This window comes from Archaeoglobus sp. UBA230, assembly GCA_002507545.1.
Lineage (GTDB): Archaea > Halobacteriota > Archaeoglobi > Archaeoglobales > Archaeoglobaceae > Archaeoglobus.
Map to the genome: position 1 here is coordinate 48,949 of DAVR01000004.1, position 25,653 is coordinate 74,601.

30 protein-coding genes are annotated in these 25,653 nt (G+C 45.4%); 9 read left to right on the forward strand and 21 right to left on the reverse strand.

Features of this window, described 5'->3' with window-relative positions:
* The first annotated feature begins 1 nt into the window (after position 1).
* The gene (locus tag BP688_RS01470) at positions 2-1,900 is read left to right on the forward strand and encodes a beta-CASP ribonuclease aCPSF1 (RefSeq protein ID WP_290595910.1); all 1,899 of its coding nucleotides are present in this window, start codon (positions 2-4) and stop codon (positions 1,898-1,900) included.
* Between the two features lies 1 nt (position 1,901).
* Here BP688_RS01470 and BP688_RS01475 read toward each other — a convergent pair whose 3' ends face one another.
* From BP688_RS01475 to hemL, 5 genes are read right to left on the reverse strand one after another with little or no spacing between them, the layout of a single operon-like run.
* Positions 1,902-2,936: a cation:proton antiporter gene (locus BP688_RS01475; RefSeq protein WP_290595911.1), complete on the reverse strand. Its 1,035-nt coding sequence runs from the start codon at positions 2,934-2,936 to the stop codon at positions 1,902-1,904.
* A 4-nt stretch (positions 2,937-2,940) separates the two neighbouring features.
* Positions 2,941-3,414 carry a cation:proton antiporter regulatory subunit gene (locus tag BP688_RS01480; protein WP_290595912.1) on the reverse strand — a complete coding sequence of 158 codons (474 nt, stop codon included), beginning with the start codon at positions 3,412-3,414 and terminating at the stop codon, positions 2,941-2,943.
* A gap of 37 nt (positions 3,415-3,451) precedes the next feature.
* Positions 3,452-4,189 carry a uroporphyrinogen-III C-methyltransferase gene (gene cobA / locus BP688_RS01485; protein ID WP_290595913.1) on the reverse strand — a complete coding sequence of 246 codons (738 nt, stop codon included), beginning with the start codon at positions 4,187-4,189 and terminating at the stop codon, positions 3,452-3,454.
* The gene (hemC, locus tag BP688_RS01490) at positions 4,179-5,048 is read right to left on the reverse strand and encodes a hydroxymethylbilane synthase (RefSeq protein ID WP_290595914.1); all 870 of its coding nucleotides are present in this window, start codon (positions 5,046-5,048) and stop codon (positions 4,179-4,181) included. The genes cobA and hemC overlap by 11 nt, the downstream gene beginning before the upstream one ends.
* Complete coding sequence (gene hemL / locus BP688_RS01495) at positions 5,045-6,304, reverse strand: glutamate-1-semialdehyde 2,1-aminomutase (protein ID WP_290623190.1); 1,260 nt, start codon at positions 6,302-6,304, stop codon at positions 5,045-5,047. Before hemL ends, hemC begins: the two co-directional genes overlap by 4 nt.
* A gap of 124 nt (positions 6,305-6,428) precedes the next feature.
* On the opposite strand from hemL, the gene BP688_RS01500 reads away from it, so the two are divergent.
* From BP688_RS01500 to BP688_RS01510, 3 genes are all read left to right on the forward strand, one after another.
* Positions 6,429-7,721, forward strand: coding sequence for a TrpB-like pyridoxal phosphate-dependent enzyme (locus BP688_RS01500; RefSeq protein ID WP_290623192.1), 1,293 nt, complete (start codon positions 6,429-6,431; stop codon positions 7,719-7,721).
* 18 nt (positions 7,722-7,739) lie between these two features.
* Positions 7,740-8,660 carry an oxidoreductase gene (locus tag BP688_RS01505; RefSeq protein WP_290595917.1) on the forward strand — a complete coding sequence of 307 codons (921 nt, stop codon included), beginning with the start codon at positions 7,740-7,742 and terminating at the stop codon, positions 8,658-8,660.
* Between the two features lie 81 nt (positions 8,661-8,741).
* A complete protein-coding gene (locus BP688_RS01510; RefSeq protein ID WP_290595918.1) occupies positions 8,742-9,680 on the forward strand; it encodes a hypothetical protein in 939 nt (312 codons plus the stop codon).
* Here BP688_RS01510 and pyrE read toward each other — a convergent pair.
* Together pyrE and BP688_RS01520 are read right to left on the reverse strand one after the other, a co-directional pair.
* A complete protein-coding gene (gene pyrE / locus BP688_RS01515; protein WP_290595919.1) occupies positions 9,639-10,175 on the reverse strand; it encodes an orotate phosphoribosyltransferase in 537 nt (178 codons plus the stop codon). The genes BP688_RS01510 and pyrE overlap by 42 nt on opposite strands.
* Positions 10,176-10,179: 4 nt before the next feature.
* Positions 10,180-10,719 (reverse strand): CDP-2,3-bis-(O-geranylgeranyl)-sn-glycerol synthase, encoded by a 540-nt coding sequence (locus BP688_RS01520; protein ID WP_290623193.1) that lies wholly within the window; start codon positions 10,717-10,719, stop codon positions 10,180-10,182.
* Positions 10,720-11,102: 383 nt separating this feature from the next.
* Here BP688_RS01520 and BP688_RS01525 point away from each other — a divergent pair, with 383 nt between their 5' ends.
* Positions 11,103-11,966 (forward strand): hypothetical protein, encoded by an 864-nt coding sequence (locus BP688_RS01525; protein WP_290595921.1) that lies wholly within the window; start codon positions 11,103-11,105, stop codon positions 11,964-11,966.
* On the opposite strand, the gene BP688_RS01530 is transcribed toward BP688_RS01525, so the two are convergent.
* The 12 genes from BP688_RS01530 to BP688_RS01585 form a co-directional block, all read right to left on the reverse strand.
* On the reverse strand, positions 11,875-12,627 hold the full coding sequence (locus tag BP688_RS01530; RefSeq protein WP_290595922.1) for an ABC transporter ATP-binding protein: 753 nt from the start codon (positions 12,625-12,627) through the stop codon (positions 11,875-11,877). The two genes, BP688_RS01525 and BP688_RS01530, sit on opposite strands and share 92 nt — an antisense overlap.
* Entirely contained in the window at positions 12,608-13,525 is a 918-nt protein-coding gene (locus BP688_RS01535; protein WP_290595923.1) for an ABC transporter ATP-binding protein, read from the reverse strand. The genes BP688_RS01530 and BP688_RS01535 overlap by 20 nt, the downstream gene beginning before the upstream one ends.
* Positions 13,512-14,267, reverse strand: a complete 756-nt coding sequence (locus BP688_RS01540; protein WP_290595924.1) for an ABC transporter permease — start codon at positions 14,265-14,267, stop codon at positions 13,512-13,514. Before BP688_RS01540 ends, BP688_RS01535 begins: the two co-directional genes overlap by 14 nt.
* Positions 14,268-14,373: 106 nt before the next feature.
* Positions 14,374-15,303, reverse strand: coding sequence for an ABC transporter permease (locus BP688_RS01545; protein WP_290595925.1), 930 nt, complete (start codon positions 15,301-15,303; stop codon positions 14,374-14,376).
* Positions 15,303-16,883, reverse strand: coding sequence for an ABC transporter substrate-binding protein (locus tag BP688_RS01550; RefSeq protein WP_290623194.1), 1,581 nt, complete (start codon positions 16,881-16,883; stop codon positions 15,303-15,305). The genes BP688_RS01545 and BP688_RS01550 overlap by 1 nt, the downstream gene beginning before the upstream one ends.
* Complete coding sequence (locus tag BP688_RS01555; RefSeq protein WP_290623196.1) at positions 16,880-17,623, reverse strand: class I SAM-dependent methyltransferase; 744 nt, start codon at positions 17,621-17,623, stop codon at positions 16,880-16,882. The genes BP688_RS01550 and BP688_RS01555 overlap by 4 nt, the downstream gene beginning before the upstream one ends.
* A 122-nt stretch (positions 17,624-17,745) precedes the next feature.
* A complete protein-coding gene (locus BP688_RS01560) occupies positions 17,746-18,507 on the reverse strand; it encodes a hypothetical protein (RefSeq protein ID WP_290595928.1) in 762 nt (253 codons plus the stop codon).
* Between the two features lie 63 nt (positions 18,508-18,570).
* A complete protein-coding gene (locus BP688_RS01565) occupies positions 18,571-19,713 on the reverse strand; it encodes a radical SAM/SPASM domain-containing protein (RefSeq protein ID WP_290623197.1) in 1,143 nt (380 codons plus the stop codon).
* Positions 19,710-19,982 carry a MoaD/ThiS family protein gene (locus BP688_RS01570; protein ID WP_290595930.1) on the reverse strand — a complete coding sequence of 91 codons (273 nt, stop codon included), beginning with the start codon at positions 19,980-19,982 and terminating at the stop codon, positions 19,710-19,712. Before BP688_RS01570 ends, BP688_RS01565 begins: the two co-directional genes overlap by 4 nt.
* 22 nt (positions 19,983-20,004) lie before the next feature.
* The gene (gene yycI, locus BP688_RS01575) at positions 20,005-20,769 is read right to left on the reverse strand and encodes a two-component system regulatory protein YycI (RefSeq protein WP_290595931.1); all 765 of its coding nucleotides are present in this window, start codon (positions 20,767-20,769) and stop codon (positions 20,005-20,007) included.
* Between the two features lie 12 nt (positions 20,770-20,781).
* A complete protein-coding gene (locus BP688_RS01580) occupies positions 20,782-21,093 on the reverse strand; it encodes a DUF6345 domain-containing protein (RefSeq protein WP_349677310.1) in 312 nt (103 codons plus the stop codon).
* On the reverse strand, positions 21,074-21,511 hold the full coding sequence (locus BP688_RS01585) for a hypothetical protein (protein WP_290623198.1): 438 nt from the start codon (positions 21,509-21,511) through the stop codon (positions 21,074-21,076). Before BP688_RS01585 ends, BP688_RS01580 begins: the two co-directional genes overlap by 20 nt.
* 205 nt (positions 21,512-21,716) lie before the next feature.
* Between BP688_RS01585 and BP688_RS01590 the strand changes: the two genes are divergently transcribed.
* Entirely contained in the window at positions 21,717-22,364 is a 648-nt protein-coding gene (locus BP688_RS01590; RefSeq protein ID WP_290623221.1) for a winged helix-turn-helix domain-containing protein/riboflavin kinase, read from the forward strand.
* Positions 22,361-23,077, forward strand: coding sequence for a 3,4-dihydroxy-2-butanone-4-phosphate synthase (gene ribB, locus BP688_RS01595; RefSeq protein ID WP_290595932.1), 717 nt, complete (start codon positions 22,361-22,363; stop codon positions 23,075-23,077). Before BP688_RS01590 ends, ribB begins: the two co-directional genes overlap by 4 nt.
* 14 nt (positions 23,078-23,091) lie before the next feature.
* On the opposite strand, the gene BP688_RS01600 is transcribed toward ribB, so the two are convergent.
* Together BP688_RS01600 and BP688_RS01605 are read right to left on the reverse strand one after the other, a co-directional pair.
* Positions 23,092-23,814, reverse strand: a complete 723-nt coding sequence (locus BP688_RS01600; RefSeq protein ID WP_290595933.1) for a 3-oxoacyl-ACP reductase family protein — start codon at positions 23,812-23,814, stop codon at positions 23,092-23,094.
* Between the two features lie 63 nt (positions 23,815-23,877).
* Positions 23,878-24,573: a metal-dependent hydrolase gene (locus BP688_RS01605; RefSeq protein WP_290623200.1), complete on the reverse strand. Its 696-nt coding sequence runs from the start codon at positions 24,571-24,573 to the stop codon at positions 23,878-23,880.
* Positions 24,574-24,686: 113 nt separating this feature from the next.
* On the opposite strand from BP688_RS01605, the gene BP688_RS01610 reads away from it, so the two are divergent.
* Both BP688_RS01610 and BP688_RS01615 read left to right on the forward strand, forming a co-directional pair.
* Positions 24,687-25,196, forward strand: a complete 510-nt coding sequence (locus tag BP688_RS01610; RefSeq protein ID WP_290623201.1) for a hypothetical protein — start codon at positions 24,687-24,689, stop codon at positions 25,194-25,196.
* Between the two features lie 39 nt (positions 25,197-25,235).
* Entirely contained in the window at positions 25,236-25,517 is a 282-nt protein-coding gene (locus BP688_RS01615) for a winged helix-turn-helix domain-containing protein (protein ID WP_290595935.1), read from the forward strand.
* The last annotated feature ends 136 nt before the right edge of the window (positions 25,518-25,653 follow it).

A 25,653-nucleotide genomic window follows, 5' to 3' on the forward strand; every position in this document is an offset into this window, starting at 1 on the left:
GATGACGAAGTATTTGGACGAAATCCGCGAGAAGGTCAAAGAGTATATTCCGGAAAATGTAAGGGTTAAGAGTATAGAATTCGAGGGGCCTCAGCTTGTTATATATGTTGAGAACCCTCAGGAATTAGCTGAAATTGACATTGTGAAGAGGCTCGCGAAGGATCTGAGGAAGAGGATAATTATTCGACCCGATCCAAAATCGCTTAAGCCGCCAGAAGAGGCGAAGGAGATTATAAAGCAGATTGTGCCTGAAGATGCAAAAATCTCAAACATCTTTTTTGACGAAGAGAACGGAGAAGTAATAATAGAGGCTGAAAAACCGGGTGTTGTAATAGGAAAGCAGGGAGCAACCTTCAGAGAGATAATGAAGTCCGTTGGCTGGAGTCCGAGAGTTGTGAGGACTCCACCAATCAAGTCGAAGATAATAGAAAACATCAGAAACTATCTGCTGAGCATTAGGGAAGACAGATCAGAAATTCTCAAGAGAATTGGAGAAAGGATACATCGCGGAGTTCTGATGGAGGAAAAATGGGTCAGGGTGACCTTCTTAGGTGGCAGCAGAGAGGTTGGAAGGAGTTGCTATCTGCTTCAGACACCTGAGAGCAGGATTCTGATTGACTGTGGTGTAAATGTTAGCAATTTATCCAGCACCCCCTACCTCTACATTCCTGAAGTTCAGCCGCTCGATGCACTTGATGCGGTTGTTATAACCCACGCTCACTTAGATCACTGCGGTCTCGTGCCTTTGCTTTACAAATACGGCTACAGAGGTCCGGTATATCTCACTCCGCCCACGAGAGATTTGATGGTTCTTTTGCAGCTCGACTTTCTGGAGGTTGCGGGAAGGGAGGGGAGTGCTGTCCCCTACAACTCCAACCTGATAAGAGAGACTTTGAAGCATACCATCACTCTTGACTATGGTGTTGTGACCGATATCAGCCCCGATGTCAGACTTACCTTTTACAACGCAGGACATATCCTCGGCTCAGCCATAGCACACTTTCACATTGGAGAAGGGCACTACAACGTCGCTTTCACAGGAGATTTCAAGTTTGAGAAGACAAGACTTTTCGACAGGGCAGCAACGAACTTCCCGAGGCTTGAGGCGTTAGTAATGGAGGCAACATACGGTGGAGCAAATGACTTGCAACCTTCAAGGAAGGAGGCAGAGGAAAAGCTGGTTGAAGTTATCAACAGAACACTCGACAGAGGTGGAAAAGTCCTAATTCCTACCTTTGCCGTTGGAAGAAGTCAGGAGGTTATGATAGTGCTTGAAGAAGCGATGAGGGAAGGAAGGCTCAGGGAAACATACATCTATCTTGACGGAATGATCTACGAAGCAACAGCCATTCACACTGCGTATCCCGAATACCTCAACGCCCATCTCAGAGACCTGATTTTCTACCACGGGATTAATCCATTCATCAGCGAGAACTTCGTCAGAGTGGACTCATCCTCCAAGAGAGAAGAAGTAATCAGCGACCCATCGCCCTGCGTCATCATCGCCACATCCGGTATGCTCAACGGCGGGCCTGTTATGGAGTACTTCAGACACTTAGCAGAGGATGAAAGAAATACGATAGTTTTTGTCGGTTATCAGGCTGAAGGAACGCTGGGTAGAAAGATTCAAAAGGGATGGAAGGAGGTGCCTTTCCCGGTCAACGGAAGAAGAGAGGTTGTTGAGGTAAAAATGGAGGTCGAGACTGTGGATGGCTTCTCTGGACACTCTGACAGAAGGCAACTGATGAATTACATCAAATATCTCAACTCAAAACCTGAAAAGGTTGCTACCGTGCACGGAGACGAGTCGAAGTGCATCGAACTCGCTTCGAGCATTTACAAGACATACAGAATCGAAACGAGGGCTCCACTGAACCTTGAAACCATAAGGTTTGTGTGATTCATCTAATCTTTGTTAATATCGGACCGAGAACCGAAGTAAACAGCACGATTCCGGCAATTATCCCCGCATTTTCTAAAGCGAAGAGTGATGATAAAATGACTGAGAACTCTCCCCTCGCAACAGTGTGCTTGAATATCTCAACACCATCCTTAGTTGAATCATGTATGAATTTTCCTATCACATAACCACTTACGAATTTTCCGGTAACAGCAACTGCTGCAAGCAAAAGGACAATTGAAAAATCAGAAATTTTGAATGTTATCAGTGTTCCAAAGAAAACGAAGAAGATTGCAAGAAATATGTCCTTAAAGGGACGGGTGATGCTGTCAATTCCGTGCCTACTGAATGATATGCCGAGGCTAATAGCAACAAGTGCTTCTGATAATTTAAGCTTCTCAGCAACGAGCAGGGCTAAGGATGGGATCGTGAAGGTTAGAAGAACAGGAATCTCGTCATCCCTTTTGAAGAGACCTGACAAAAGGTTTGAGCGGTAGATTACATAAACTAAGGCGAGAAGAGGAATTATTAGCAGAAAAGACAAAATTTCCCTCGCCGAGAGGATTGAAAGAATTGCTATGAGAACTACATCTTCAAAAACCATGAGCCACACTACAGTTTCTGCAAAAGGATAGATTAGCTTCCTCCCATCTATGAGTAACTTTAGATTGACTGCGGAGCTACTTATGTAAATTGCTGACGCCAGTATGAAACCCTTAAGAAGGTCAAAGCCCAATAGAGATAAGAGAATAAAAGCAGGCGTGAAATTGAAAACAAAGTCAATTAAACCGGCTAAAGCTATTCCACCTATATTCGTTCTCAAAGTTTTTGGGTTTATCTTCAAACCTATGTAGAACAGCAGAAAGACTATTCCCAAACTACCAAGGAATTTTCCGGTTTCGTCCCCCTCAATAATCCCCGTCTGACCCATTAGCATGCCCACGAGTATATAAAGTGGGATGGGTGTGAAGTTGAGTTTTCTGCACAGAATTGCCGCTAAGGTTGCCACTGGGATTACAACAAGCGCGTCTGACATTATTCTACCTTCCAAGAATGAGTTCTTCGAATCTCCTTATCTGATCGTGCTCACCGATTACCACTATTATGTCTCCCTCTTCAAGCCTTGTTGAGGGAGACGGGCTGATAATGTTTCTATCCTCTTTCGAGATCGCTATAATCGTAACTCCTGTATTTTTTCTTATTTTTAGTTCTTCTATCGTCTTCCCCGCGATACTTTTTGACACTGTGTATGTATGAACCGTAATCCTGAGTTCCGATATTTGTGGAAATGCTACCTCAACACCCTCCTCCTCCCTTTCGAATATCGCTCCTGATAAAATGCTCCCAAGTCTTCTTGCCTCAACATTTGTCAGATTGACTACACAAGGCTTTTCGCAACCTCTTTCAAGGATATAAAGCTGTATCTCTCCACCCTCAAGAAAGACAACAGCTATTCTTCCACCAGCAGTATCTATCTCATACTTCGTCCCGACACCCGGAAGTTCAACCCCCATTAGACTAATTAAACCAGCTGAATTTAAATCTTGACCTCTATTTTTCCAATACTTCCGACAAGACGTTGAAAAGCTCCACAACCTCTCCTATAACGATTACAGCAGGTGCCTCTATTTTCTCCCTTCTCACTCTCTCGGAAATCTCAGCAAGTTTTGTAATTATGACTCTTTGCTCCTCAGAGAAGCCTTTCTCAATTACCGCCACTGGCGTTTCGGGACTCTTTCCGTGTTCAATAAGTAGTCTCGATATTTCTTCGATCCTCCCAACACCCATCAAAACCACGATAGTGGCGTTGAGTTGGGCTAAAGCCTCCCAGTTCAACCTCTCTCTACTCTCTCTACCAGTTATGAAAACAACAGCTGGATCGTAGCGGCGATGGGTGATTGGGATGCCAACATTCGCCGGCACAGAAATTGCAGAGGTCACACCGGAAACGAATTCAAACGGGATTCCGTGTTTGGCGAGACACTCTGCCTCCTCACCACCTCTACCAAAAATGCATGGATCTCCACCCTTAAGTCTTACAACAACCTTGCCCTTTCTCGCATATTGAACAAGCATTTCGTTTATCTCTTCCTGACTCTTTCTGTGCTTTCCACCCCTTTTTCCGACGTTTATAACTTCTGCTTTACTCTCTTCCAGCAAATCTGCAACCTCACCAATGAGTTCATCGTGGAGAATTACGTCTGCTTTTTTTATCAGCTCATAGGCTCTGAGAGTAAGCAAATCCTTTTTTCCCGGTCCCGCTCCGACGATATAAACTTTACCTACCATAAATCTCTTTCCTCAGCATTCTTCCGATCTCTACAGCCTCTTCAACCGCTCTCTCCTTTGAAAACTCTTCTTCTACCCTGATGTATTTTTCATTAAGAATTTCGCATATTAGCTTCAACTTAGCCCCTGCTTCAGCGTAAACGCCGACAGGAACAGCACATCCGACACCAAGCTCTCTCACCACAGCTCTTTCAACTCTCGCCTCAAGCCAAGTCTTTTCATCATTCAGAAACGAAACAAGGTCTTCTTCACCTTTTCGGGTTGCAACAGCTATAATTCCCTGATTTGCGGGTGGAACTACTGTACATGGGTCAAATCTCTGATACTCAACTTCTCTATCAAGACCCAGTCTCTGTAAACCAGCCTCAGCAACCACAATCGCATCGTAAATTCCCTCATTAAGCTTTCTTAACCTTGTGTCCAGATTTCCCCTCAGATTTTCAAATTCCAAATCCCCACGCAACCTTTTGAGCTGTGCCCTCCTTCTGAGACTGGAAGTTCCAATCACAGCCCCTTTTGGAAGCTCATCTATGCTCTCTCCTTTCTTTGAGATAAGGGCATCACAAGGACTATCTCTCTCAAGAACAGCAGCTATAACCGTCCCTTCTACCCTCTGGCTCGGAACATCCTTGTAGCTGTGCACAGCAACATCAATTTCTCCTTCAGCAAGCTTGGTATCTAAGGTTCTCACAAAAGCCCCTATGCCCTTGAATTCGTAAAGCGGCTTGTCCTTCATCACATCGCCTGTGGTTTTTATGACCTTTACCTCAACCTCATAACGATCCTTCAACCCCTCAACAACCCTTTGAGTTTGAGCCAACGCCAACTTACTGCCCCTCGTTCCAACAACGAGTTTCATATCGAATTACTCACCGCCTCCAAGGTTTTTTCAATATCCTCCTCGCTGTGTGCGAAGCTCATAAAACAAGTTTCATACTGGGACGGGGGTAAGAAGATGCCATTTTTCAGCATGTTCCAGAAGAAGTTCATATATGCTTCTTTGTTTAGCTGCAAAGCTTCAGCGTAGTTTGATGGCTTTTTTCCGAAGTATATGCAGAACATCGAAGCCATGCTCCCTACATCACACTCTGCATTCTTGTCCTCAATAATGTCTCTGATTCCCGCAACGAGAAACTTGGTAAGCTCAGTTACCCTTTCAAGAACCTTTTCTTCTTCGATAAACCTGACCGTAGTATAACCGGCTGTCAGAGACAGTGGGTTTCCGCTGAAGGTTCCAGCTTGATAAACACCTCCTGATGGGGCAACCATCTCCATTATCTCCTTTCTACCACCAAAAATTCCGATTGGTAAACCCCCACCTGCGATTTTACCAAGTGTGGTTAAATCAGGCTTCACCCCATAGTAACCCTGTGCCCCACCCAAAGAGACTCTGAAGCCCGTGATAACCTCATCGAAAATTAGAAGCACATCATTTTCTGCAGTGATCTTCCTGACCTCTTTCAAGTAGTCTCTTTCCGGCAGTATCAGTGCAGAGTTGCCCATAACAGGCTCAAGGATGAGGGCAGCAACATCCTCGTTCTTCTCAAGAACCTCGGCAAGAGACTCAGCGTCATTAAACGGGACTTGCAGCGTGTTCTTAACGAACTCCTGAGGAACTCCTGCTGAGTTCGGGATTCCGTGGGTTGTCGCCCCGCTTCCCGCCTTGACGAGCACGGCTTCATGCGCTCCGTGGAAACTTCCCTCAACCTTTACGATTTTGTTCTTTCCTGTAAAACCTCTTGCAACTCTCAGAGCTGCCATTGTTGCTTCACTTCCTGTATTCACAAACCTCAACATCTCCATTGACGGAAAATGCCTTCTTATCAGCTTGGCATACTTTATTTCCAGCTCAATTGGGGTGCCGTAAATCCACCCCCTCTCAAGCTGCTCCTCCATCGCCCTCCTTACAGTCTCATTCGCGTGACCGAGAATTAAAGGCCCGTAGGCCATGCAATAATCTATATATACGTTACCGTCAGCATCATAAATTTTTGACCCCTTAGCCTTCACTGTGTAAAACGGATGTGGCTTGAATGCTCTAACCGGACTACTAACACCGCCGGGAAAGAGCTTTACAGCCTCTTCGTAAAGCCTCTTTGAGTTTTTGAGTTCCATAGGGTGTGTTTGCATATCGCCTTAAATCTATTTTTGTCCCACTGGTATTTTTACATTCGCATGTAAAAAGCTTAAACCCAAAATAAAGGATAAAACTTATATAATGCGAACGAACTTAATCGGCATGAAGAAAATATTGCTTGATGAGGATGAAATTCCAAAGCAATGGTACAACATTCTACCCGACCTTCCTGAGCCTTTACCTCCACCATTGCATCCAGCCACTAAGGAGCCAGTTAAGCCGGAGGACTTGGAGCCTATTTTTCCGAAGGGACTGATTGAACAGGAGATGAGTGGAGAAAGGTGGATAAGGATTCCTGAGGAGGTAAGGGAAATTTACAAAATCTGGAGACCCACACCGCTCGTGAGAGCTGAGAGGCTGGAAAAGGCGTTAAAGACGCCTGCAAGGATTTACTTCAAATATGAGGGCAGCAGCCCACCGGGAAGTCACAAGCCGAACACAGCGGTAGCTCAGGCCTACTACAACGCAAAGGAGGGAGTTGAAAGATTAACTACTGAAACAGGTGCAGGACAGTGGGGGTCTGCACTTTGCTTTGCAACAAAGCTGTTTGATCTCGCCTGCACAGTTTACATGGTTAAAGTTAGCTACATGCAGAAGCCCTATAGGAGAGTCATGATGGAGACATGGGGTGGGGAGGTTTACCCCTCACCGAGCAACAGGACGGAAGTTGGGAAAAAGATACTGGCAGAGAACCCAGACACACCGGGTAGCTTGGGTATTGCAATCAGCGAAGCAATAGAGGATGCCGCAAAGAATGAAAATACGAAATACAGTCTCGGAAGCGTTCTGAACCATGTATTGCTCCATCAGACTGTCATTGGACTGGAGACGAAAAAGCAGCTTGAAATTGCTGGTGAAAGTCCTGATGTGATTATAGGTTGTGTTGGTGGAGGCAGCAATTTTGCGGGTCTCGCTTATCCTTTTGTGAATGACGCAAAGAACGGAAAACTTGAGATTATCGCAGTTGAACCTGCAGCCTGTCCCACATTGACAAGTGGTGAATACAGATACGACTTTGGGGATGTCGCTGGCTTGACACCTCTACTTAAGATGTATACTCTCGGCCACGACTTCATTCCACCACCAATCCACGCTGGTGGGTTGAGATATCACGGCGATGCTCCAACGTTATGCATGCTGGTAAAGCATGGTATAATCAAGGCAAGGGCAGTCAAACAGCTACCAACATTCGAGGCGGGAGTGCTTTTTGCAAGAACAGAGGGCATAATTCCCGCTCCAGAAACGAACCATGCTGTTAGGGTGGCAATAGATGAGGCAGTAAAGGCAAGGGAGAACAACGAGGAGAAGGTAATAGTCCTCGGATTCAGCGGACATGGAATGCTCGATCTTCAGGCATACGACGATTACCTCGCAGGGAAGCTTGCCGACACCTAAAATCATTTTTTTGATACCATGAGTTACGATTGGAGCCCAGAAAATGTGCCAGATATGAGCGGTAAGGTTGTGGTGGTTACAGGAGGTAACAGCGGTCTCGGTTTTGAGTGTGTCAGGTTTTTTGCCTCCAAGAATGCAAGTGTCGTTATGGCATCGAGAAGTGTGGAAAGAATGGAGGAGGCTATTAAGAAAATAAAGGCTGAGAATCCAAATGCTGATGTTGAACCGATACAACTTGATCTTGCAAGTCTCAGGTCTGTGAGGAAGTTTTCAAAAGAGTTTAAGAGCAAATATGACAGATTAGATATACTCCTCAACAACGCCGGGGTTATGATGGTTCCCTACGGGAAAACCGAGGATGGCTTCGAGCTTCAGTTCGGCATAAACCACCTCGGCCACTTCGCCCTGACCGGACTTCTAATCAACCGCATCCTCTCTACCCATCAATCGAGAGTTGTTACGGTTTCCAGCCTTGGTCACAAACGCGGGAAGATTGACTTCGACAATTTGATGTATGAGAAAGGCGGGTATGGTTCCTTCAGAGCCTATGCGAGGTCAAAGCTTGCGAATCTGCTCTTCGCATACGAACTTCAAAGAAGGTTTGAGAGGATTGGAGCAGACAGCAAATCTCTCGCCGCGCATCCGGGAGGATCAAGAACGAATCTTGACAGGTATATCCGTGGAAGGTTGTGGTATAGGCTCGTCAGACCATTTGCAAGATTTGTGTTCATTCAAAGCCCGAAAATGGGTGCTTTACCATTGATAAGGGCCGCAACCGATCCGAATGTTAAGGGCGGAGAATACTTCGGACCCGGAGGGTTTATGGAACAGAGAGGATGGCCGGTCAGGGTTGACTCCAGCAGACTTTCGAAGGATGAAAAGCTGGCAAAGAGGCTCTGGGAGGTTTCAGAGGAGCTGACGGGGGTCAGATATTTATGATTGACTCATTAGCTCAACCAAAAATCTCTCTCGCTAAGCTTCAGTCGAATCTTTATATACTGGCAGATAATAAGAAAAAGAGTGGACGCGGAGCGGAAAATAAAAACCCTACTGGAATCGGTTCGTGATGAGGGAATCTTGCAGAGCGAGATTCATGAAAAGCTTGAACTATCAAAATCAACAGTATCTGAAATCCTTTCATTTCTCGAGGAAAGTAAAGAGGTTTTCAGGAAGAGAATTTCTGGAAAATCTTATAGAGTGTGGTTGTCAAAATACTCTCCCGAACCCTTAAAAGGTGTTGTGAGGGTTGGGGTTCTAAGGGCAAGCGAGTATCCAAAGGTTGTTCAAGCAGCAGAGAAGGTTAACGCCATCATTCGGGTATATGATAGCGGTATTGAACTTACCAAAGACCTTGTCCATGGGCATGTTGATATTGCCGCCTCCCCCTTCATTACTCAAGCAATCTTTGGAGTGTTGATGAAGAGCATCAAAATAGTAAGGAAAGTGGCGATGAACGGAAGCGGGCTTGTTTTTTCGAATATGGATTCAGAATGGTGGGGCTGCTCGGAATTCTCGACAATGGAGAGAAATCTCAGAAAATATCTTGAGCTGAAGGGTTTGAGAGGGAAAATAAGATACTTCAGGTCGCCTGAGAGCATGATAAACTCACTGCAGGAGGTTAAAGCAATCGCCATCTGGGAGCCGTACTTTACAATGTTGGAAGGTAAGAAAGAGCCTTTCAGCGAGGTTATCGGCGATTTTGTTTGCTGTTCTCTCGCATTAAACAACACCTTTGCTGAACTCAATCCTGACATTGTGGATAAATTTCTCGCCGAGTTCGACAGGGCAAAGGCTGGCAGGAGGGAGGCTGCAAAACTATCTAAACTGATCGGTTTCCCAGCTGAAATTGTCGAAAAATCCTTTGAAAACTACATATTCGATCTTGAGCAAGTTTTCACAGAAAAAGAGCTTGAGGACCTAAGATTCGGAGGAGTGGAGACCATCATAAGCCTTGAGTAGATCACCCAGCTTCAGAATGCTGAGAACCTCAATGTCCGATTCTTCCCTGTCAACAACTGCCACTATCGCCTTAACAACACCACCACTCTCCTCAACCCTTCTTGCAGCAGACAAAGCAGATTTACCCGTGGTGATGACATCCTCAACAATCAAAACCTTTTCTCTCTCCTTCAGCTCACCTATTCTGTCCCCACCAAGTCCGTAGTCCTTCCTTTCCTTTCTGAAGATGATGAGGGGTTTTCTGAGCTTCAGTGATACTGCAACTGCAATTGGTACCCCACCAAGCTCGACACATGCGATTCTGTCAAAATCCATCCTCCCAGCAATTTCGGCAATGTGAGATGCAATCATTTCGAGGATATCGGGATACGTTGAGGCGAGCTTCACGTCAACGTAAACCTTGCTCCTCTTCCCTGACGAAAGGATGAAATCTCCAAACTTCAGGGCTCCAACCTCTATCATCCTTCCAACGAGCCTGTCCATCTCCCTACCCATAGTCTCACCACGGAACCTCTTTGAGTCTTAACTTGTATGCAATATAATTTATCCCAAGATGCAAAAGCGGAGTGATAACGATTGCAATAAAAATTATTTCTGCCGAGAAAAGCTCCCAAAATGAGTTGTATAAGCCTGCAATTGCTAAGGCGACAAGGAGGAAAGTTAACTGATCAACTACAAGAAACTTCGCTCCCCTTTCATATCCTGCTCTCCTCTTTATGAAGCTACCAACACAGTCTCCAAACATTGCCCCGAAGGAGAGAAGGAACGTGAGGGTGAAGAACTCAAAATATGGCAGAGAAGAGAATATTTCAACGCCTAAGAGCTTTTCAACACCGTATTGGACATTTGCTGTCAGTATCCCTCCTGCAACGCCACCAGCAAATCCTCTCCACGTCTTTCCATCACCAAGAATCCTCCTGCCATCAACAAATTTTTTGCCGAAATCAATCGGCATCCCCCCTCCAGTAACAACTGCAAAATTGTTTGGGGTGTAGGCAGGAAGGAGGAGCCAGATCGTTTTGAGGAGTAAATCGAGCATGCCCCCTCTTGGAATCAAATTTTAAATTTTTTTCTTAACGGCTTGGTCTCACGACTACACTGCAATAGTTTTTAAATATTTTATACATAATACACATACATGAAAAACATAATGGCGAGGGATGAAGTTTACGAAAATCTTCGAAAAGGTATGCAGGGAAACTTGCAGACGATGAGTTGGAAAAATTGTTATAGGAGAGAAAGAAGTTCAGGGTGAGGAACTTTGATATTTGACACTTCAGTGGTGCTCCGGATTTTGAAATCTCGGCCACGATCTGGGCAAGATTGAAGGAAAAGGATGTGAGTTGAGCGATGCAAACATAATGATTTCGGCAGTCTGGTTTTTTACCTTCAACATTTAAAAACCTACGGCTTAGTCTCACAGTGGATCCCTACACTGCAGCAATAAAAACCCTGAATCTGTTGTCAAAAGTCGTTCCAATAATGTTTGCAAGCCTGATCCTATCCAATGCTCTCTTTTCTTTGCCCCAGTTTGGCAGAGTTTCTGATTTTATGAACAAGGTTGTAGGCTTATCCAACCTGAAAAGCGGATTTGCAGTTGCATCCTTTCTAATTCATCCGGTAGTTGGAGTTGCCACGCTTTCTGCAATGTACAAGTCTGGAAAGTTGACCTTTGAGGAGACTGCATACTCAACTGCCCTCTCTTTGCTCCCGAGGGGTTTTAGGGTTGCCGTTCTATTTTTAGCCCCTGTAGCGGTTTCCATACTCGGAGTTGTTGGTCTTTACTTTGTTTTGCTCGATCTGCTTTCGAGAGTTGTAATATTCATCATCTTGATTCTCCTTGCGAGAGTTACGCTGGGGGATGGAGGAGATGATGATGTCACTAAGTCCGATTACAGCTTCAACCTCAAAGAAGTCCTCAAGGTGTTTCTCAGAACGGTTGCAGTCCTCTCCGTGTCCACCTTTTTCACTTTCCTCATCTTCCAATTTGGCTCTTCTGAAAATGCTGGACTTCTGATCCTGTTCTCGGGAGCGATGAGCACAACTGCAGGTTTAAGTGTTGCCGGTACGATGATACATTCCGGGATGATGGACTGGAGAATCGCAGTTTTTCTCGTGTACATCTCCCGGATCATCCATGTTTTTGTCGAGTCTTTCAGATTCTCACTGCCAATATTCACATCCTTTTTTGGAGTTAGAACCGGGCTGAAACTCTTGGCAGTTCACATCGTATCAAACTCTCTCTCGATAGCTCTCGCAGCTCTTCTTTTCTCAGTTCTCCTGTAACTCTCCCACCGCTCATAACGTACATTCTATCAGCTATGGCCCTTGCAAGTTCAAGATCGTGCGTGATGAAGAGGTAAGAGACTCCTGTCCTCTTCTGAATGTCCATCAACATCCTTACTATAGCTGCCTGCACCGACACGTCAAGCATTGATGTTGGTTCATCGCACACCACAAATTCCGGCTCCAAAATCAGTGCTCTTGCAATAACCGCTCTCTGCAACTCCCCACCGCTCAGCTCAGAGGGTTTGCGATGGAGGTGCTCTTCCTTCAGCCCCGCCTTTTCTGCAATAGCCGCAACAGCATCGAACTCCTCATTCATCGTCTCGGCAAGACCGTGAACTCTCAGGGGCTCAGCTATGCTATCGTAAATTCTCCACCTTGGATTGAGAGCCTCATCGGGGTTCTGAGGTATGAGCTGCACACTTTTTCTGAATTCTCTTGTTGGAGCCGTTATCTCGGTATCTTTGAAGAACACCCTTCCCGCATCGGGTTTTACAAGCATCAGAAGCACTCTTCCGAGGGTAGTCTTGCCACATCCGCTTTCACCAAAAAGTACGACGGTTTCCCCTTCATCCACGGCTATGGAGCATCCTTTAAGAACTTCTATCCTTCTCCTCCCAACCTTGAAAGATTTTGAAACATTAACACATCTCATCAGCATACAGCCAACACCTCACCAAACTACCGTCAACCTCCAGCAAAGGTGGTTCCTCTGCACATCTCGCAGTTGAGAGGTCACACCTCTCTCTGAACCTACAGCCTTCTGGCAGATTCACCAGACTTGGTTGAAACCCTTTAATTGGATTCATCCCCCTCTCAGGGAGAGATTCAAGCAATCCCTTGGAGTAGGGGTGGAGGGGACAATCAAAGAACTCTCTCGCTGGAGAAATCTCGACTATCTTCCCGCAATACATAACCGCTATCCTGTCGGCAACTTTTTCAGCAAAGGGCAAATCGTGCGTTATAACCATCAGCGTTCTTCGTCCGAGCTTCTGAAAAGCTTCTACCACCTGCTCCCTTTTCACAGCATCAAGCCCCTTCGTTGGCTCGTCTGCAATTATCATCTCCGGCTCCCTCGACAGACCCATGACGAGGAGCGCCCTCTGCCTCATCCCCCCGCTGAGCTTGTGTGGGTAGTCCTTAAACCTGTGGCCTATGCCGAAGAACTCCAAAAGCTCTGAAACTTTCCTCATTATCCTTCCTCTTTCCAGTCCCTGCTCCACGAGCGGCTCTGCGCACTGATATCCAACCTTCATCAGGGGATTTAGAGATGCCTGATTCTGGGGAATGTAGGCGATTTTGCAATTTCTGACCTTTCTCATCTCTTTTTCACTCAGCTTCAGCAAGTCAACACCGTCAAAAATTACTCTCCCAGTCACGGTAGCGTTGTTGGGCAGCAATCTGACGAGAGCCATCGCGAGAACAGTCTTCCCGCTCCCACTCTCTCCAACAAACACGAACCTTTCACCGCTCACAACATCAAAGTTCACACCATCAACAGCCCTCACGACACCAACTCTGCTTTTGAAGCGAACGACAAGGTTTTCAACTTTCAGCATTCAAACCCTCCCCAAGAATGTTGAAACCCAGAACAGAAAGGGCGATAAAAAGTCCCGGAAAGAAGGAGATCCAGGGAGCGGTGGTTATGTAGTTCTTTCCCGAGTTGAGTATCTGCCCCCATTCCGGAATTGGCGGTTGAATGCCCAGGCCGAGGAAACCAAGGCTTGCAATTGTCATTATCACGTTCCCGATGTTCAGAGTTGCGAGAACTATCAACGGGCCCGCTGCATTTGGGATTATGTGTCTGAAAAGTATGTACCACTCTCCAGCACCAATCGCTTTGGCACATAAAACGAACTCCCTCTCCTTCAGGGACAGAACCATTCCTCTCATCAGCCTTGCATACCCGACCCAGTTGGTGAAGACCACCGCAAATATAACGATGAAGGTGGATACACCATACACAGCGCAGAATACTCCAACCATGGCTATGTTCAATACTATCTCCGGTATTGACATGAACACATCCACGATTCTGCCGATGACATCATCCACAACCCCTCCAAAGTACCCACTAACAGCGCCAACAAAACATCCCACTACCATTGAGAGCAGGGAGATCGTTATCGCAACTATCAGCGAAACCCTTCCCCCATGCAGAACCCTCGACAGCATATCCCTCCCAAGCTGGTCGGTTCCAAAGGGATGCTTGAACGATGGTGGAGATAACCTCTCATCCATGTTCACACTGCATGGATCTCCAGCTATCGGGGCGAGACAGCTAAGGATGAGTATGCACAAGATTATGCCTCCACCAGTAAATACCATTTTGTGGTTCGCACTAAAGCGACTAAACCCACTAAAACCACCAAACCCACTCACTCTCCGTCCTTGCCCTTGCCGCAGTTCACTCACCATACTTCACTCTCGGATCTATTACCGTGTAAAGCAGATCCACTACGAGGTTCACAGATATCATCACAACTCCTGACAGGAAGACGAGAGCCTGAACGACGGGGAAATCCCTCTCAAACACAGATTTTACGAGCAAAGTTCCCAACCCCTCCCACGAGAACACAACTTCAACCATGATCGAACCCACTATGAGATGGCTGACGGACATTGAAAGATAAGTTACTATTGGGATCAGAGCATTTCTCAAAGCGTGCCTCAAAACAACTGCACTTTCAGCCAGACCCTTGGACCTTGCGGTTACGATATACTCCTTAGAAAGCTCTTCAATGACTGATGCTCTGATAAACCTTGTTTTTATTGCCATGAAGGAAAAGCTCCATGTTAAAACAGGCAGAACGAGGTGTTTGATGCCGCAACAACCAAATGCTGGTAGCAGGTGGAAATTTACTGAAAATATCCATATTAAAACCAGTCCAAGCCAGAAACTCGGTATGCTTATGCCGAGCATTGAGAACATCCTTGTCAGATGGTCAATCCACCTGTCTCTGTAAATAGAGGAGAGTATTCCAAGAACGAAAGCGAAAAAAATGGAAATTAAGAAGGTTGCGAGAAACAGCTCTGCCGACGCCTGTGCCCTTTCGAGTATGAGGGGCATAACTGCTTTAGGCTCGGTCCACGACATGCCAAAGTCTCCTCTCAAAGCTCTCGAAAGCCAGTCGAGGTACTGGGTTACCAGTGGTCTGTTAAGTCCCAGCTCCTCTCTAAGCCTCGCTACATCCTCAGCACTTGGTTCATAGCCGTATCTGATACTCAGAATGAACTCCGCAGGATCACCGGGAAAAATGTAGAGAAGAGAAAATGAAATAAGTGAAACTCCGAGAAGTGTTATCACAGCCTGAACCGCCCTTCTTACAACGTACATTACACATCGTAGAACAGCGGTTCGCCCACTTCGTAGCCATTTGGCCACTTGAAGGTCTCATCCCACGTCATGTCCATTTTCGGTGATGTTACGACAGTCATTATGTCAAAGTACAGTGGCACAACTCCTCTCTCCTCGTAAACAGCTTTGTAGAACTCCACCAGCAACTGTCTTCTTTTGCTCTCATCAAACTCTCCGAGTATTTTCTTGCAGAGGTTTCCAGTTCTCTCGCTCTCGTACACCTTCCACTTTGTTTCAGGATGGAACCTCCAGTACAGCCTCATGTAGAATCTCCTGTCAGTTCCGCCAATGTAGTATAGCCTCATGTCATATTCTCCACTATCCCTCTTCTCCTTGTAGGCACCGCTCTCAAGAACTTCCAGCTCTACATTGAAACCGACATCGTTCAACTTCTCCTGTACGAGTTGGCTTACCAGTATCTGGTCTCCCTGAGCTTTGTCAACGATTAACTTAACGTTGAGGTTGCTGTAACCCTTCTCCTTAATAATCCTCCTCGCCTCATCCGGATTGGGCTTGTAAACAATTCCCTGAGCCTTCGCCTCCTTAATACCGGGTGCCTTCTCAATGAACAGTGTTTCAGCAGGATAGACTTCACTGTTGAAGATTTTCACAACCTCATTTCTATCTACCGCAAGATCAACAGCCTTTCTCGCGTTGACGTTGTTGAAAGGTTCTTTGGTGTAGTTAAAGGCGATGACCCATGTTAGGGGTTCTCCCCTCTTGAAGACCTTGTAACCATCTTGCCTGAGAGGTGCAAGCTGGTTTCTTGGAGTGTAATCACTCCCGCCATGGCAGTAGTCGGATAGGCAGTCAACTTCCCCACTTCTGAGAGCCATAACTCTCGTGTCTTCATCCTTTATGAACTTCACAACCAGTTTTTCGAAATTCGGCTCCAATCCGAACCTCTCATACCAGTAAACGTTCGGTTCGTAGACAGCGTACTCCCCCTCCCTGTAGTCAGCAACCTTCAGCGGGCCGGTACCGATTGGAAGAACCCATTCTCCCTTCACATCTCCCTTTGGACTGACGGAGCTGGGAGACATTATGCTCATATGAAACTCCGCCATTTTGGCGAGGTTTAAGAACTCAGCCTTCTTGTAGTGAATTGTGACGGTGTAGTCATCAACAACGTCAGCAGACTCGAAAGTTTCTTGGCCGAGGGGGTGGTTGGCTGTGAGCCAGAGAACTGTAAATTTCACAGCATCGGCTGTAAGCTCATCTCCATCTGAGAACTTTACCCCCTTCTTCAAAACGAAAGTTATGCTTTTGCCACCGTTTTCAACTTCCCACTTCTCAGCCAAAAATGGTTTGTATTCGTCCTTCTCCAAGTCGTACTCCACCAGCTTTTCGAGCGTGTTGACCTTCGGGAAGAAGCCGATACCCCACTTCCCACCCTTCAGTTTGTGGTCCTTGCCGTATCCCATAACTACTGTGCTCAACTTACCGATCTCTACTCCTCCCGTGCTTTGCCTACTGGAACAGCCAAGCAAGTTGATGCCAAGCAGAGTGGCCGTTGTTGCGCTGGCATATTTCATAAAATTCCTTCTCGACAGCTTCACAAAATCACCTCCTTAAAACCTGTAACAGCAAAATACTCCTTGCTCCACGCAAAACGGTAAACGAGGGGCTGGTTTTCCAGCATCCTTTCCTTCATCCACCTTAGATCCACCACAGAAATGTCAACCAGTCCTACACTCCCGAAAAGCTCCACGATTTTTTCCGGTTCAGAACCCCCGTAAAACGGGAGCATGCTGTTTATCTCCCTGCTGTAGTGTCCCCTCCATGGGATTCTTCTCTCGTAGATTGCAATTCCGATACGGCCGATGAATCTTCTTAATTTGGCTTTTGTTGATGTAGTGAGCCATTTGCCATCTATCGCAATTACCCTCCCACCTTTCCTTACCACTCTTACCCACTCTTCAACGGCCTTTTTCGGGTTAGGCAGAGTCCAGAGAAGGTGTCTGGAAATAACGGCATCAAAGGACTCATTGTCGAAGGGTAGGTTTTCAGCATCTCCCACTTGGAAATCAACATCAACTCCAGCCTTTCTGGCTTTGTCCCTCGCCACTCTCAGCATTCCCTCTGAGATATCCAGTCCCACAACCTCGTAGCCCAGCTCTGCAAGAAGTAGGGCTATGAAACCAGTCCCTGTCCCGACATCAAGAATTCTCATCTTCCTCTCAAGTAATCCGGCCAAAAAATCCTTCCATAGCTCAGGGAAGGCTACATGTCCCGGAGACCTGTCGTAGCTCATGCATCTCGAATCCCAATACTCTTTTATCTTCTCCTTAACATCCATAATCTCAACACCTTGTTAAGTTTACGTATTCTCTGAATATCTTGTAATATTTTTTCTCTAAAAAATGTTAACAGGTGAGATAAATATTTTTTGAAATCATACTTAATAAAAAATCCTGAAAATTATATCCTCAAAAGCTTCTCAAGTCCGGCGAGGATGGAGTCAACATTAAACGAGTTTACGTTGGAACCAACAGCTCTGATTCTCTCGTAATTTTCCCTCCAGAGCTTCAGCATGTGCTCCCGAAAACCAAACATCTCGGCCAGCTCAATCACTTCCCCGTCATTAAGTTCAGCAATCTCAGCAGGTGTTGTTAAAGCGTTGGAAAGCAGATAGGCGAGAGGTGTAACGCTGTCGCTCCATGATGACAGCCAGCTACTTATCCCGATCATCTGCTGCGCATGCAGCAATATCTCTCTCAAATATGGCAACTCGTTGATGTTGAAAGATGGAGACGCCATCAAATCTACATCCACAAGGTATGCTATGCTCACCGTGTAGAGCTTCCACTCTTCGAGGTTTACAGCTTCTGGCAATGTGTTTGCAAGTTTGAGATAGTGTGCTGAGGTTAGGGCAACTCTGACATCGTGCTTAAAAAGTGGTGCGAACTTCTCAAATCTCGGTAACTTCTTCATGCGATCCATTGCTGAATTCCAGAGTTCTTCAAGAAGAATCAGCCTTCTATCCTCAAAACTCCTGTTACAGAAGATTATTTCGTACAGCTCGTCAAGAAGGTCTTGTTCCGGCGAGAGCACGGCAGTTAGCAGAATCTTGAGGTCTACAACATGATCGTAATATGATCTGTCAACACAGGAGAGAGTGAGCTCTCTTATCGCATCCACGCAGAGGCTCGGCACTCTGACATACTGCATTTCAGAGAGCATACTAACCATCAATAATGAACAAATTTAAAGTTATCTTCAAAAAAAGAAATTACGGCTCTGCAATTATCCCAGAAGGCATTTCGCAATTCCGCTGCTGTAAAGACATTCGCTGCATGACGGTTGGTTGGTGTAGCAGTCCAGATTTCTCTCTGCAAACCAGCACCCCCTAACGTAAGGACAATCTGCACACCAGGGAAAGTTCTCCATGTCTTCTCTAAGCTTTTCAAACTGCCCTAAATTCTCGAAAATATTGTCCAAATCCTCTACTCTCAGATCACCGACAACAAACGCCTCAACGTCCTTGTAGTGAGCGTTAACGTATTCCCTACGGCTGTAAGCGAAGCTCATACAGCTTGAAACAACACCATCTGCCCTCACGAAGACGGAATCTCGATAGGGACATTCTCTCGCCTTAGAGTCACCAAAAAATTCTGGAGAAATTAAATCAACGCCATAATCTTTCGCTATATCCTCCATCCTCTCAAAGACTTTTTCTGCCTCCATCGCCTTCCTTATTCTCTCCTTTGACTCAAAAATTCCAAGCAGGTTTATTGAGTACCCTTCCGAATAAACCTGCTCCAGAATGTTTCGGTAAACGGCTAAGGCCTGTCCACCTCCCCTCGAACAGTCTCTGATAGCTTCTACAAGAATTTTCTCGTCAATGTTCATCACGAGCTCAACGTTCCTCCTGCTTCCCTCAAAGTAAACTCTCTCCTTGTAAATTTCAGGATTTGGCGCTATTACGTTCGTAGCTATCAATCCTGAGCCGTACTGAGCAATTTTTTCGAAGAAATCGGGCATGCTGTGTAAATTCCCCGCAGTAACGACCACATCTGCAAATCCTTTATCTCCAAGTTTTTCCAGATTCTTTAAAGCACTTTCAACCTTCAATCCCTTTCTAAAGCTGTCGTCAACGTCTATGGAAACCCCAACCCTGTCTGCAAGCTCTATAACATTTCCATCAAGTTCAAGCATACCATTCGTGCTTATTACAATCCTTCCACCCAATTCCTCAATTTTTCTCTCAACTTCCGGAAAAAGCAGAGGTTCCCCATAACCGTATATCACGTACTCTTCCGCAGCTCCAGCCAGTTTCTCAAAAATGTCATCCTGCATATCCACTTCCGGCACAGATTTGCGGTGACAGTACTCGCAGTTGAGGTTGCAATAAGTTGTTGGCTCAATCTGAATTTTCTCAAATTTCATAATCCACCCGCTACTGGTGGGAAAACTGCTATTCTCGCATTCTCCGGTAATTTTTCAATAATCTCGTCCTTAATATTTCTGCCATTTACGGTAATGATTCTGTCATCTCTAAAGTTGCCTTCTTCGTCAAAAACCTCTTTCAAAAAATCCTCACCCAATTTTTTCGATGCAGCAAGAAAGGCCCCCTTCAGGGTGCCGTCACACTCAACCTCGACCGACTTTCCATATTTTTCTCTGAGGGTTGCGTATAGCTCAATCCTTGCTTTCACAAAAAAATTTGATTTTTGAGCGTTAAAAGTCTTCTCCACCAGCAGCCTTAACAGCAAGGGTCACATTGTTCCCAAGGTGATCCTTGCAGTGGAAGATCCAGACGGGAGTATAGTACTCCTGCTTTTTCCCGAAACCAGCAGCATAATAACCCATTTCAACATCCGTGACTTTCAGTTTCAGCCTTCCCATCGGTTTCATCATAACTTCTCCTTTTACCAACTTCTCGAAAGCTTCCTTAGCCGGAATTATCTTCACTTTTCCAGCATACTCTAATTTTCTCCAAATTTTAGTGAGATCGACGACTTCACCGTTATCACCGATATAAATGACTATCTTTCCGCCCGGTCCGATGACCGGCATCCCATTTATGCATCTCTTAAAAGTGACTCTTATGAGAGTCGGTTCCCTATCGACGACCTTTCCAGTATCCGTGTCAATGACTTCAGCATACTCAGTTTGAACTTTTGATAACACAGCATCTTCCGGCAAACCTCCATATCGCTCCAGCGCCTTTATTGCAAACTTCACGGCATCCGCCTCTGATGGCAGGTTGTACCTGACTTTGCCGTAGTCTGGATAAGTGTTTCCAATTCCCTCAATGCTTTCATCACCGACCACTCTGTAAAGATTTACCTCTGTTGGAGAGTCCGGTAGTGTTGTTTTGAGCTCTATTTCACCAATTGGACCAAGAATGACAGAGTTTCCAAAAGCGGCATTTGGCACTCTCAGAATGACTGCCGTCAGTCCAACCAGCAGAATTAACAGAAGAATAATTCCTCTTTTCATACAACCTCCCCCTCACTCACACCCCCAATGGTAGTGGTAAACGTAATTGTCATCTGGGTACTCGTCCGGCGCCACGTATCCATGACCCCACAGGTGGTCGTTTATCTGTTCTCTTGCGTCAATATATACGGCAGCTTCAACGTCACTTCCAAATGTCTCAATTGTTGCCTTTTTGTAAGCATCGAAGATCTTCCAGTTTTTGTTTATCGCATACTCGAAAAACTTCTCTGGGAGATCCGGATCGATGTATGTCACCGTTTCGAAACCCAAGAGCATATGAGAATATTTCAAGGCTGCCGCCCAGTTAGGGTCCATCCAGTACATAACAACTCTGAAAAACAACCCATTCGTTATTTAGATCCCACTTTCTTTCTACCATCCATGAATCAACTTTTCTACCAGGGTTCCAGGTAGAGTAGTCGTAGAGAGCAATGTCTCCATCATTCAGTGATCCATGCAGCCCATGGCCTACATGCCAGTGGAAGTCGGACTCATCCAGTCCCTGCCAACCGGAGTCAAGAGTTCCAAAATCTTCTCTATCAACTGACGAATCCTTATGGTAGAATTTCTGCATCCACCCATCTTTAGTCCCCAGCCAGTATTGAACTTTCTCTGCAATCTGCGTTCCAAAAGGCGTTAGATCGTCTAACGACGTGTAGTCCTCAATATTTGTTATGGAATAGCTATATGCCGCCGATGGAAGTATGGCTACTACCAACAGCAGAATTGCACACTTCCACATACCTCCACCTCCATTTTTCTACGTATTTTCTATGTTATGTCAAAACATAAAAATCTTGTGGTTTGATATCAGATGTTATACATTTCTTGCTTTAGCATAAAAACACTTCAACCCATCATCTATCACCTAAGTGAAATAATTCAACACAATTAACCAAGCATAAAAAACTTTATATTTTCTGAGATGCTTCTCAAATTTGAGAGAAATGCTGGAGGTTCTGAAGTCTCTTGCCCTGATGAATGCCTCAAGAAAGGTTGTGAAGATAAGCTCAAAGGAGCTGGCTGAGAAAATCGGTCAGAGTTTGCAGACTGCTGCAAGAAGACTCAAGGAACTGGAGGAGGAAGGTCTGATAGACCGAACCTTGACCAAGGACGGACAGTTCGTCGTTATTACGGAGAAGGGGAAACAGACGCTCTATAGGGAATACATGGACTACAAAAAAATTTTCGAGGGTGAAGAGAGCATAAAGATTAGGGGAGAGGTTTTCAGCGGTGTTGGAGAGGGCAGATACTACGTCTCCCTAAATGGATACAAGAGACAGTTTAAAGAAAAACTCGGCTTCGACCCCTATCCGGGAACCTTAAACCTAAAAATCCCCAAGGAAGAGATGTATTTCCGGAGAAGACTTGACGAGGAGCCGGGCATCTTAATTGAGGGCTTTTCAACCGAGGACAGAACTTTTGGAGAGGTTAAGGCATTCAAATGTAGGGTTGATGGTGTGGAGGGGGCGGTTGTTATACCTAAGAGGACACACTACCCATCCGAAATCCTTGAGATAATCGCTCCCGTAAAACTGAGGGAAAAACTCGGCTTGAAAGACGGAGATACTGTTGAAGTGGAGGTGCTGGTATGATACTGGATTTTGATGAGTCGCTTAAGGCTTTTAGAGGTGGCTCCCCTGTGCTCATTTACGACTTCGATGACAGGGAAGGGGAGACGGATATAGCAATTCCTGCAATCCATGTGGGAAAAGATGAGGTTGCCATGATGAGGATTGACGGTGGTGGGCTGATATGTGTCGCCATCCATCCGGCAGCAGCTGAAAGGCTCGGTCTGCCTTTCATGCACGATGTTCTCAGAGTGGCGAGTGAGAAAATGCCCCAGATAAGGAGGATAGCTGATGCTGACGACATAAAATACGATTCAAGAAGTTCCTTCTCTCTCTGGGTCAACCACAGGGATACCTTTACAGGCATCACCGACGTTGACAGGGCGCTGACAATCAGAAGAGTGGGAGAAGTGGTTGATGAAGTCATGATGGGTAAAAAAGTTGACTTCGGCAGTGAATTCAGGAGTCCGGGGCACGTGGCTTTGCTGAGAGCAGCAGACGGCTTAACTTACGAGAGAGTTGGTCAGACTGAGCTCAGCGTTGCTCTGGCAGAGATGGCGGGCATAGCACCTGCAGTTGCGATATGCGAAATGCTGGATGCTGAGACTGGAAGAGCGTTGACGAAGGAGAAGGCAATAGAGTATGCGGAGGAGAAGGGAATTCCGTTCATAGATGGCAGGACGATAGTGAAGCATTACAGGAAGTTCAGGGAGGTCGAGGTTAGCTTGTTCGTATAAAAATCGTATAAAAATTATAACATGTGTCTACCACCATTTATGTCAATCACGCTCCCCGTCAGATAATCGTTTTCGGCTACAAATATCACTGCATGGGCAATCTCTTCTGGAGTTGCTATCCTTCCGAGCGGAATTATCCTTGCAAGCGTGTCTTTGGTCTGCTGATCAATGATTTCAGTATCTATTGGGCCAGGAGCAATTGCGTTCACAAGAATATCAGGGGCAAGCTCCCTTGCCAGTGAGAACGTGAAACCTATCAATCCAGCCTTTGAAGCTGCGTAATGAGCTCCAATGACGCCCCCCATTCTCCCGGCAACCGAAGAGATGTTTATGATCTTTCCTTTTTCCATGTAACGGAGCACTTCCTGCGTAACGATGAAAGCACCAGTGAGATTTATGTCAATCACATTTTTCCAGTCGTCGTCGGTGATATCTCTAATACTTCTAAATTTACCTGACACTCCCGCGTTGTTGACGAGAATGTCAATGCTACCGAATTCCTCCACAGCAAGCTCTACCATCTTCCTCACTTCATTCCTTCTCCTCACATCTGCCTTCACTTTTATGGCATTACCTCCCATCCCCTCTATTTTCCTAACAGTTTCCTCAGCAGCCTTCTCGTTAGAATTGTAATTCACGACCACCTTCACACCCTTCTCTGCAAAACTCAGGGCTATCGCCCTTCCCAATCCCCTTGAAGAGCCTGTAACAATCGCAACCTTCTCCCTCAACTCCATGAACCTAATGTAAAAAAACATAATTAATCTTTACTCAAGGACTTTAAAAACAAGACAAAAAATTTAAGGGTTTATCTCATAGCTCTCTCCCGGATTGAGTATTACTACCTCCACATTGAGTCCTTTAGCCTTAACAGCCTTCCTGAAATCCTCCGGGTCTTTCTCAATTAGCGGGAACGTGTTGTAGTGCATTGGGATTGCCACCTTAGGCCTGACAAGTTCCAGAGCCTTCACCGCCCCAGCTATACCCATTGTATAGTAATCGCCTATTGGTACGAGCATCACATCGGGCTTGTGAAGCTCACCGATTAACTGCATGTCCAGAAATACGTCAGTGTCGCCCGTGTGGTAAACTCTAACACCATCCATTGAAACAACAACACCAGCGGACATGCCAGCACTGATTATATTCCCGTGCTCATCCTCAACGTCTGCAGAGTGCCATGCAGGAACCAGTGTGACAGCTACACTCCCCGTCCTCAAAGTACCACCAATATTCATACCAAAAGTTTCTATATCCTTTTTTGCGAGAATCCTCGAGAGCTCATGAATACACATCACTGGAGCCTCATTCTTCTTTGCTATCTCTACCGCATCTCCAAGATGGTCTCCGTGGCCATGCGTCACCACGATGTAATCCACCTTCACATCTTCTGGCTTTACCGGAGCGTTTGGGTTTCCTGTGAGGAACGGGTCAATCAAAACCTTCATGCTACCCTCCAGCAGAAAGGCCGCATGTCCCAACCAAGTTATTTTCATCTTAACACCTCCACAACAAATTACTCCTGCAATATTTTAAACATTTTGAATCCTATTTTGAAAATTACAATTTTGTGAGAAAATTCTTTTATTTTCTCTATCCTACACTCTCTATGGAAATAGCAATGCCAGAGAAAATTTTATTCGAGAGCGAGGTATATGAGATTGATGACGATTTGAGAGTGAAAAAGGGGAACGTCAAGATAACAGAGAGTAAAGTTATGTTTCTTGGCACTGGGAATTTCAAGCTTGTTGACATTCCATCAATCCAGATGCTTGAAATAAAGAAGGAGAACCGATGGGGGTATTTGTCTGCAGGAAGTATATTTTTCATTGCATCTCTTCTGATGTATGTCCTGGGAATCGAGTTTGGAATTCAAACGTTTTTATCTGCTTTATTATACTTCATACTCCCCACTTTATTTCTTCTGGTATCTCTTTTACTGATCTACTGGTGGTTTATCACAAGATCGTATTTACTCGAGATGTTCACAGATTTTGGTAGAAAGCTCAGAATAAGGAGTAAAAACAAAGATGACTTGTTTGAGATTGCAAATGCTGTAGAGCTCGTCAAAATTGGAGCGGTGAGAATGTTACAGAGGAGAGAGAGGTCTTTTGTTTGAAGCACAATCCTAATAAAACTTATCTGATTTTGAGTCTCGGTGAGTCTCGCGAAAAGTAAAATCAACGACAAGCTGGAGATATACAAGGCTGTAACACATCCGAAAGCTTTGAACATCTTATACGTCTTAAAGAATGGCCACATGAATTTTACAGAGCTTATGTTCAACTCAAAGTGCAGTCCAAGCGTTCTCAGCAAGATTTTGAATCCCCTATTAAAATGGAACTTCATCTTAAAAGACGATAATAAGTATGTCCTCACTGAGAAAGGTGAAGAACTCCTCTATACTCTCCAAAAATTAGTGGAACTTTTGCAATATTAGTTCTCTATACTCCATAAACTTTCGTAGTCACCTGCAACCCCATGTTACTTTTGACATGCTCGATTCAAAATATCATTTTTATAAAATAAAAATTGGTGAATTTCGATCTGATGATATTCAAAAGCAGTTTATACAC

Bases quoted from the DNA above. Each gene is read 5' to 3' on its own strand.
- BP688_RS01470 (WP_290595910.1), top strand. From the start codon at position 2: ATGACGAAGTATTTGGACGAAATCCGCGAGAAGGTCAAAGAGTATATT.
- BP688_RS01475 (WP_290595911.1), bottom strand. From the start codon at position 2,936: ATGTCAGACGCGCTTGTTGTAATCCCAGTGGCAACCTTAGCGGCAATT.
- BP688_RS01480 (WP_290595912.1), bottom strand. From the start codon at position 3,414: ATGGGGGTTGAACTTCCGGGTGTCGGGACGAAGTATGAGATAGATACT.
- cobA (WP_290595913.1), bottom strand. From the start codon at position 4,189: ATGGTAGGTAAAGTTTATATCGTCGGAGCGGGACCGGGAAAAAAGGAT.
- hemC (WP_290595914.1), bottom strand. From the start codon at position 5,048: ATGAAACTCGTTGTTGGAACGAGGGGCAGTAAGTTGGCGTTGGCTCAA.
- hemL (WP_290623190.1), bottom strand. From the start codon at position 6,304: ATGGAACTCAAAAACTCAAAGAGGCTTTACGAAGAGGCTGTAAAGCTC.
- BP688_RS01500 (WP_290623192.1), top strand. From the start codon at position 6,429: ATGAAGAAAATATTGCTTGATGAGGATGAAATTCCAAAGCAATGGTAC.
- BP688_RS01505 (WP_290595917.1), top strand. From the start codon at position 7,740: ATGAGTTACGATTGGAGCCCAGAAAATGTGCCAGATATGAGCGGTAAG.
- pyrE (WP_290595919.1), bottom strand. From the start codon at position 10,175: ATGGGTAGGGAGATGGACAGGCTCGTTGGAAGGATGATAGAGGTTGGA.
- BP688_RS01520 (WP_290623193.1), bottom strand. From the start codon at position 10,719: ATGCTCGATTTACTCCTCAAAACGATCTGGCTCCTCCTTCCTGCCTAC.
- BP688_RS01530 (WP_290595922.1), bottom strand. From the start codon at position 12,627: ATGCTGATGAGATGTGTTAATGTTTCAAAATCTTTCAAGGTTGGGAGG.
- BP688_RS01535 (WP_290595923.1), bottom strand. From the start codon at position 13,525: ATGCTGAAAGTTGAAAACCTTGTCGTTCGCTTCAAAAGCAGAGTTGGT.
- BP688_RS01545 (WP_290595925.1), bottom strand. From the start codon at position 15,303: ATGTACGTTGTAAGAAGGGCGGTTCAGGCTGTGATAACACTTCTCGGA.
- BP688_RS01555 (WP_290623196.1), bottom strand. From the start codon at position 17,623: ATGGATGTTAAGGAGAAGATAAAAGAGTATTGGGATTCGAGATGCATG.
- BP688_RS01560 (WP_290595928.1), bottom strand. From the start codon at position 18,507: ATGCTCTCTGAAATGCAGTATGTCAGAGTGCCGAGCCTCTGCGTGGAT.
- BP688_RS01565 (WP_290623197.1), bottom strand. From the start codon at position 19,713: ATGAAATTTGAGAAAATTCAGATTGAGCCAACAACTTATTGCAACCTC.
- yycI (WP_290595931.1), bottom strand. From the start codon at position 20,769: ATGAAAAGAGGAATTATTCTTCTGTTAATTCTGCTGGTTGGACTGACG.
- BP688_RS01580 (WP_349677310.1), bottom strand. From the start codon at position 21,093: ATGTACTGGATGGACCCTAACTGGGCGGCAGCCTTGAAATATTCTCAT.
- BP688_RS01585 (WP_290623198.1), bottom strand. From the start codon at position 21,511: ATGTGGAAGTGTGCAATTCTGCTGTTGGTAGTAGCCATACTTCCATCG.
- BP688_RS01590 (WP_290623221.1), top strand. From the start codon at position 21,717: ATGCTGGAGGTTCTGAAGTCTCTTGCCCTGATGAATGCCTCAAGAAAG.
- ribB (WP_290595932.1), top strand. From the start codon at position 22,361: ATGATACTGGATTTTGATGAGTCGCTTAAGGCTTTTAGAGGTGGCTCC.
- BP688_RS01600 (WP_290595933.1), bottom strand. From the start codon at position 23,814: ATGGAGTTGAGGGAGAAGGTTGCGATTGTTACAGGCTCTTCAAGGGGA.
- BP688_RS01605 (WP_290623200.1), bottom strand. From the start codon at position 24,573: ATGAAAATAACTTGGTTGGGACATGCGGCCTTTCTGCTGGAGGGTAGC.
- BP688_RS01610 (WP_290623201.1), top strand. From the start codon at position 24,687: ATGGAAATAGCAATGCCAGAGAAAATTTTATTCGAGAGCGAGGTATAT.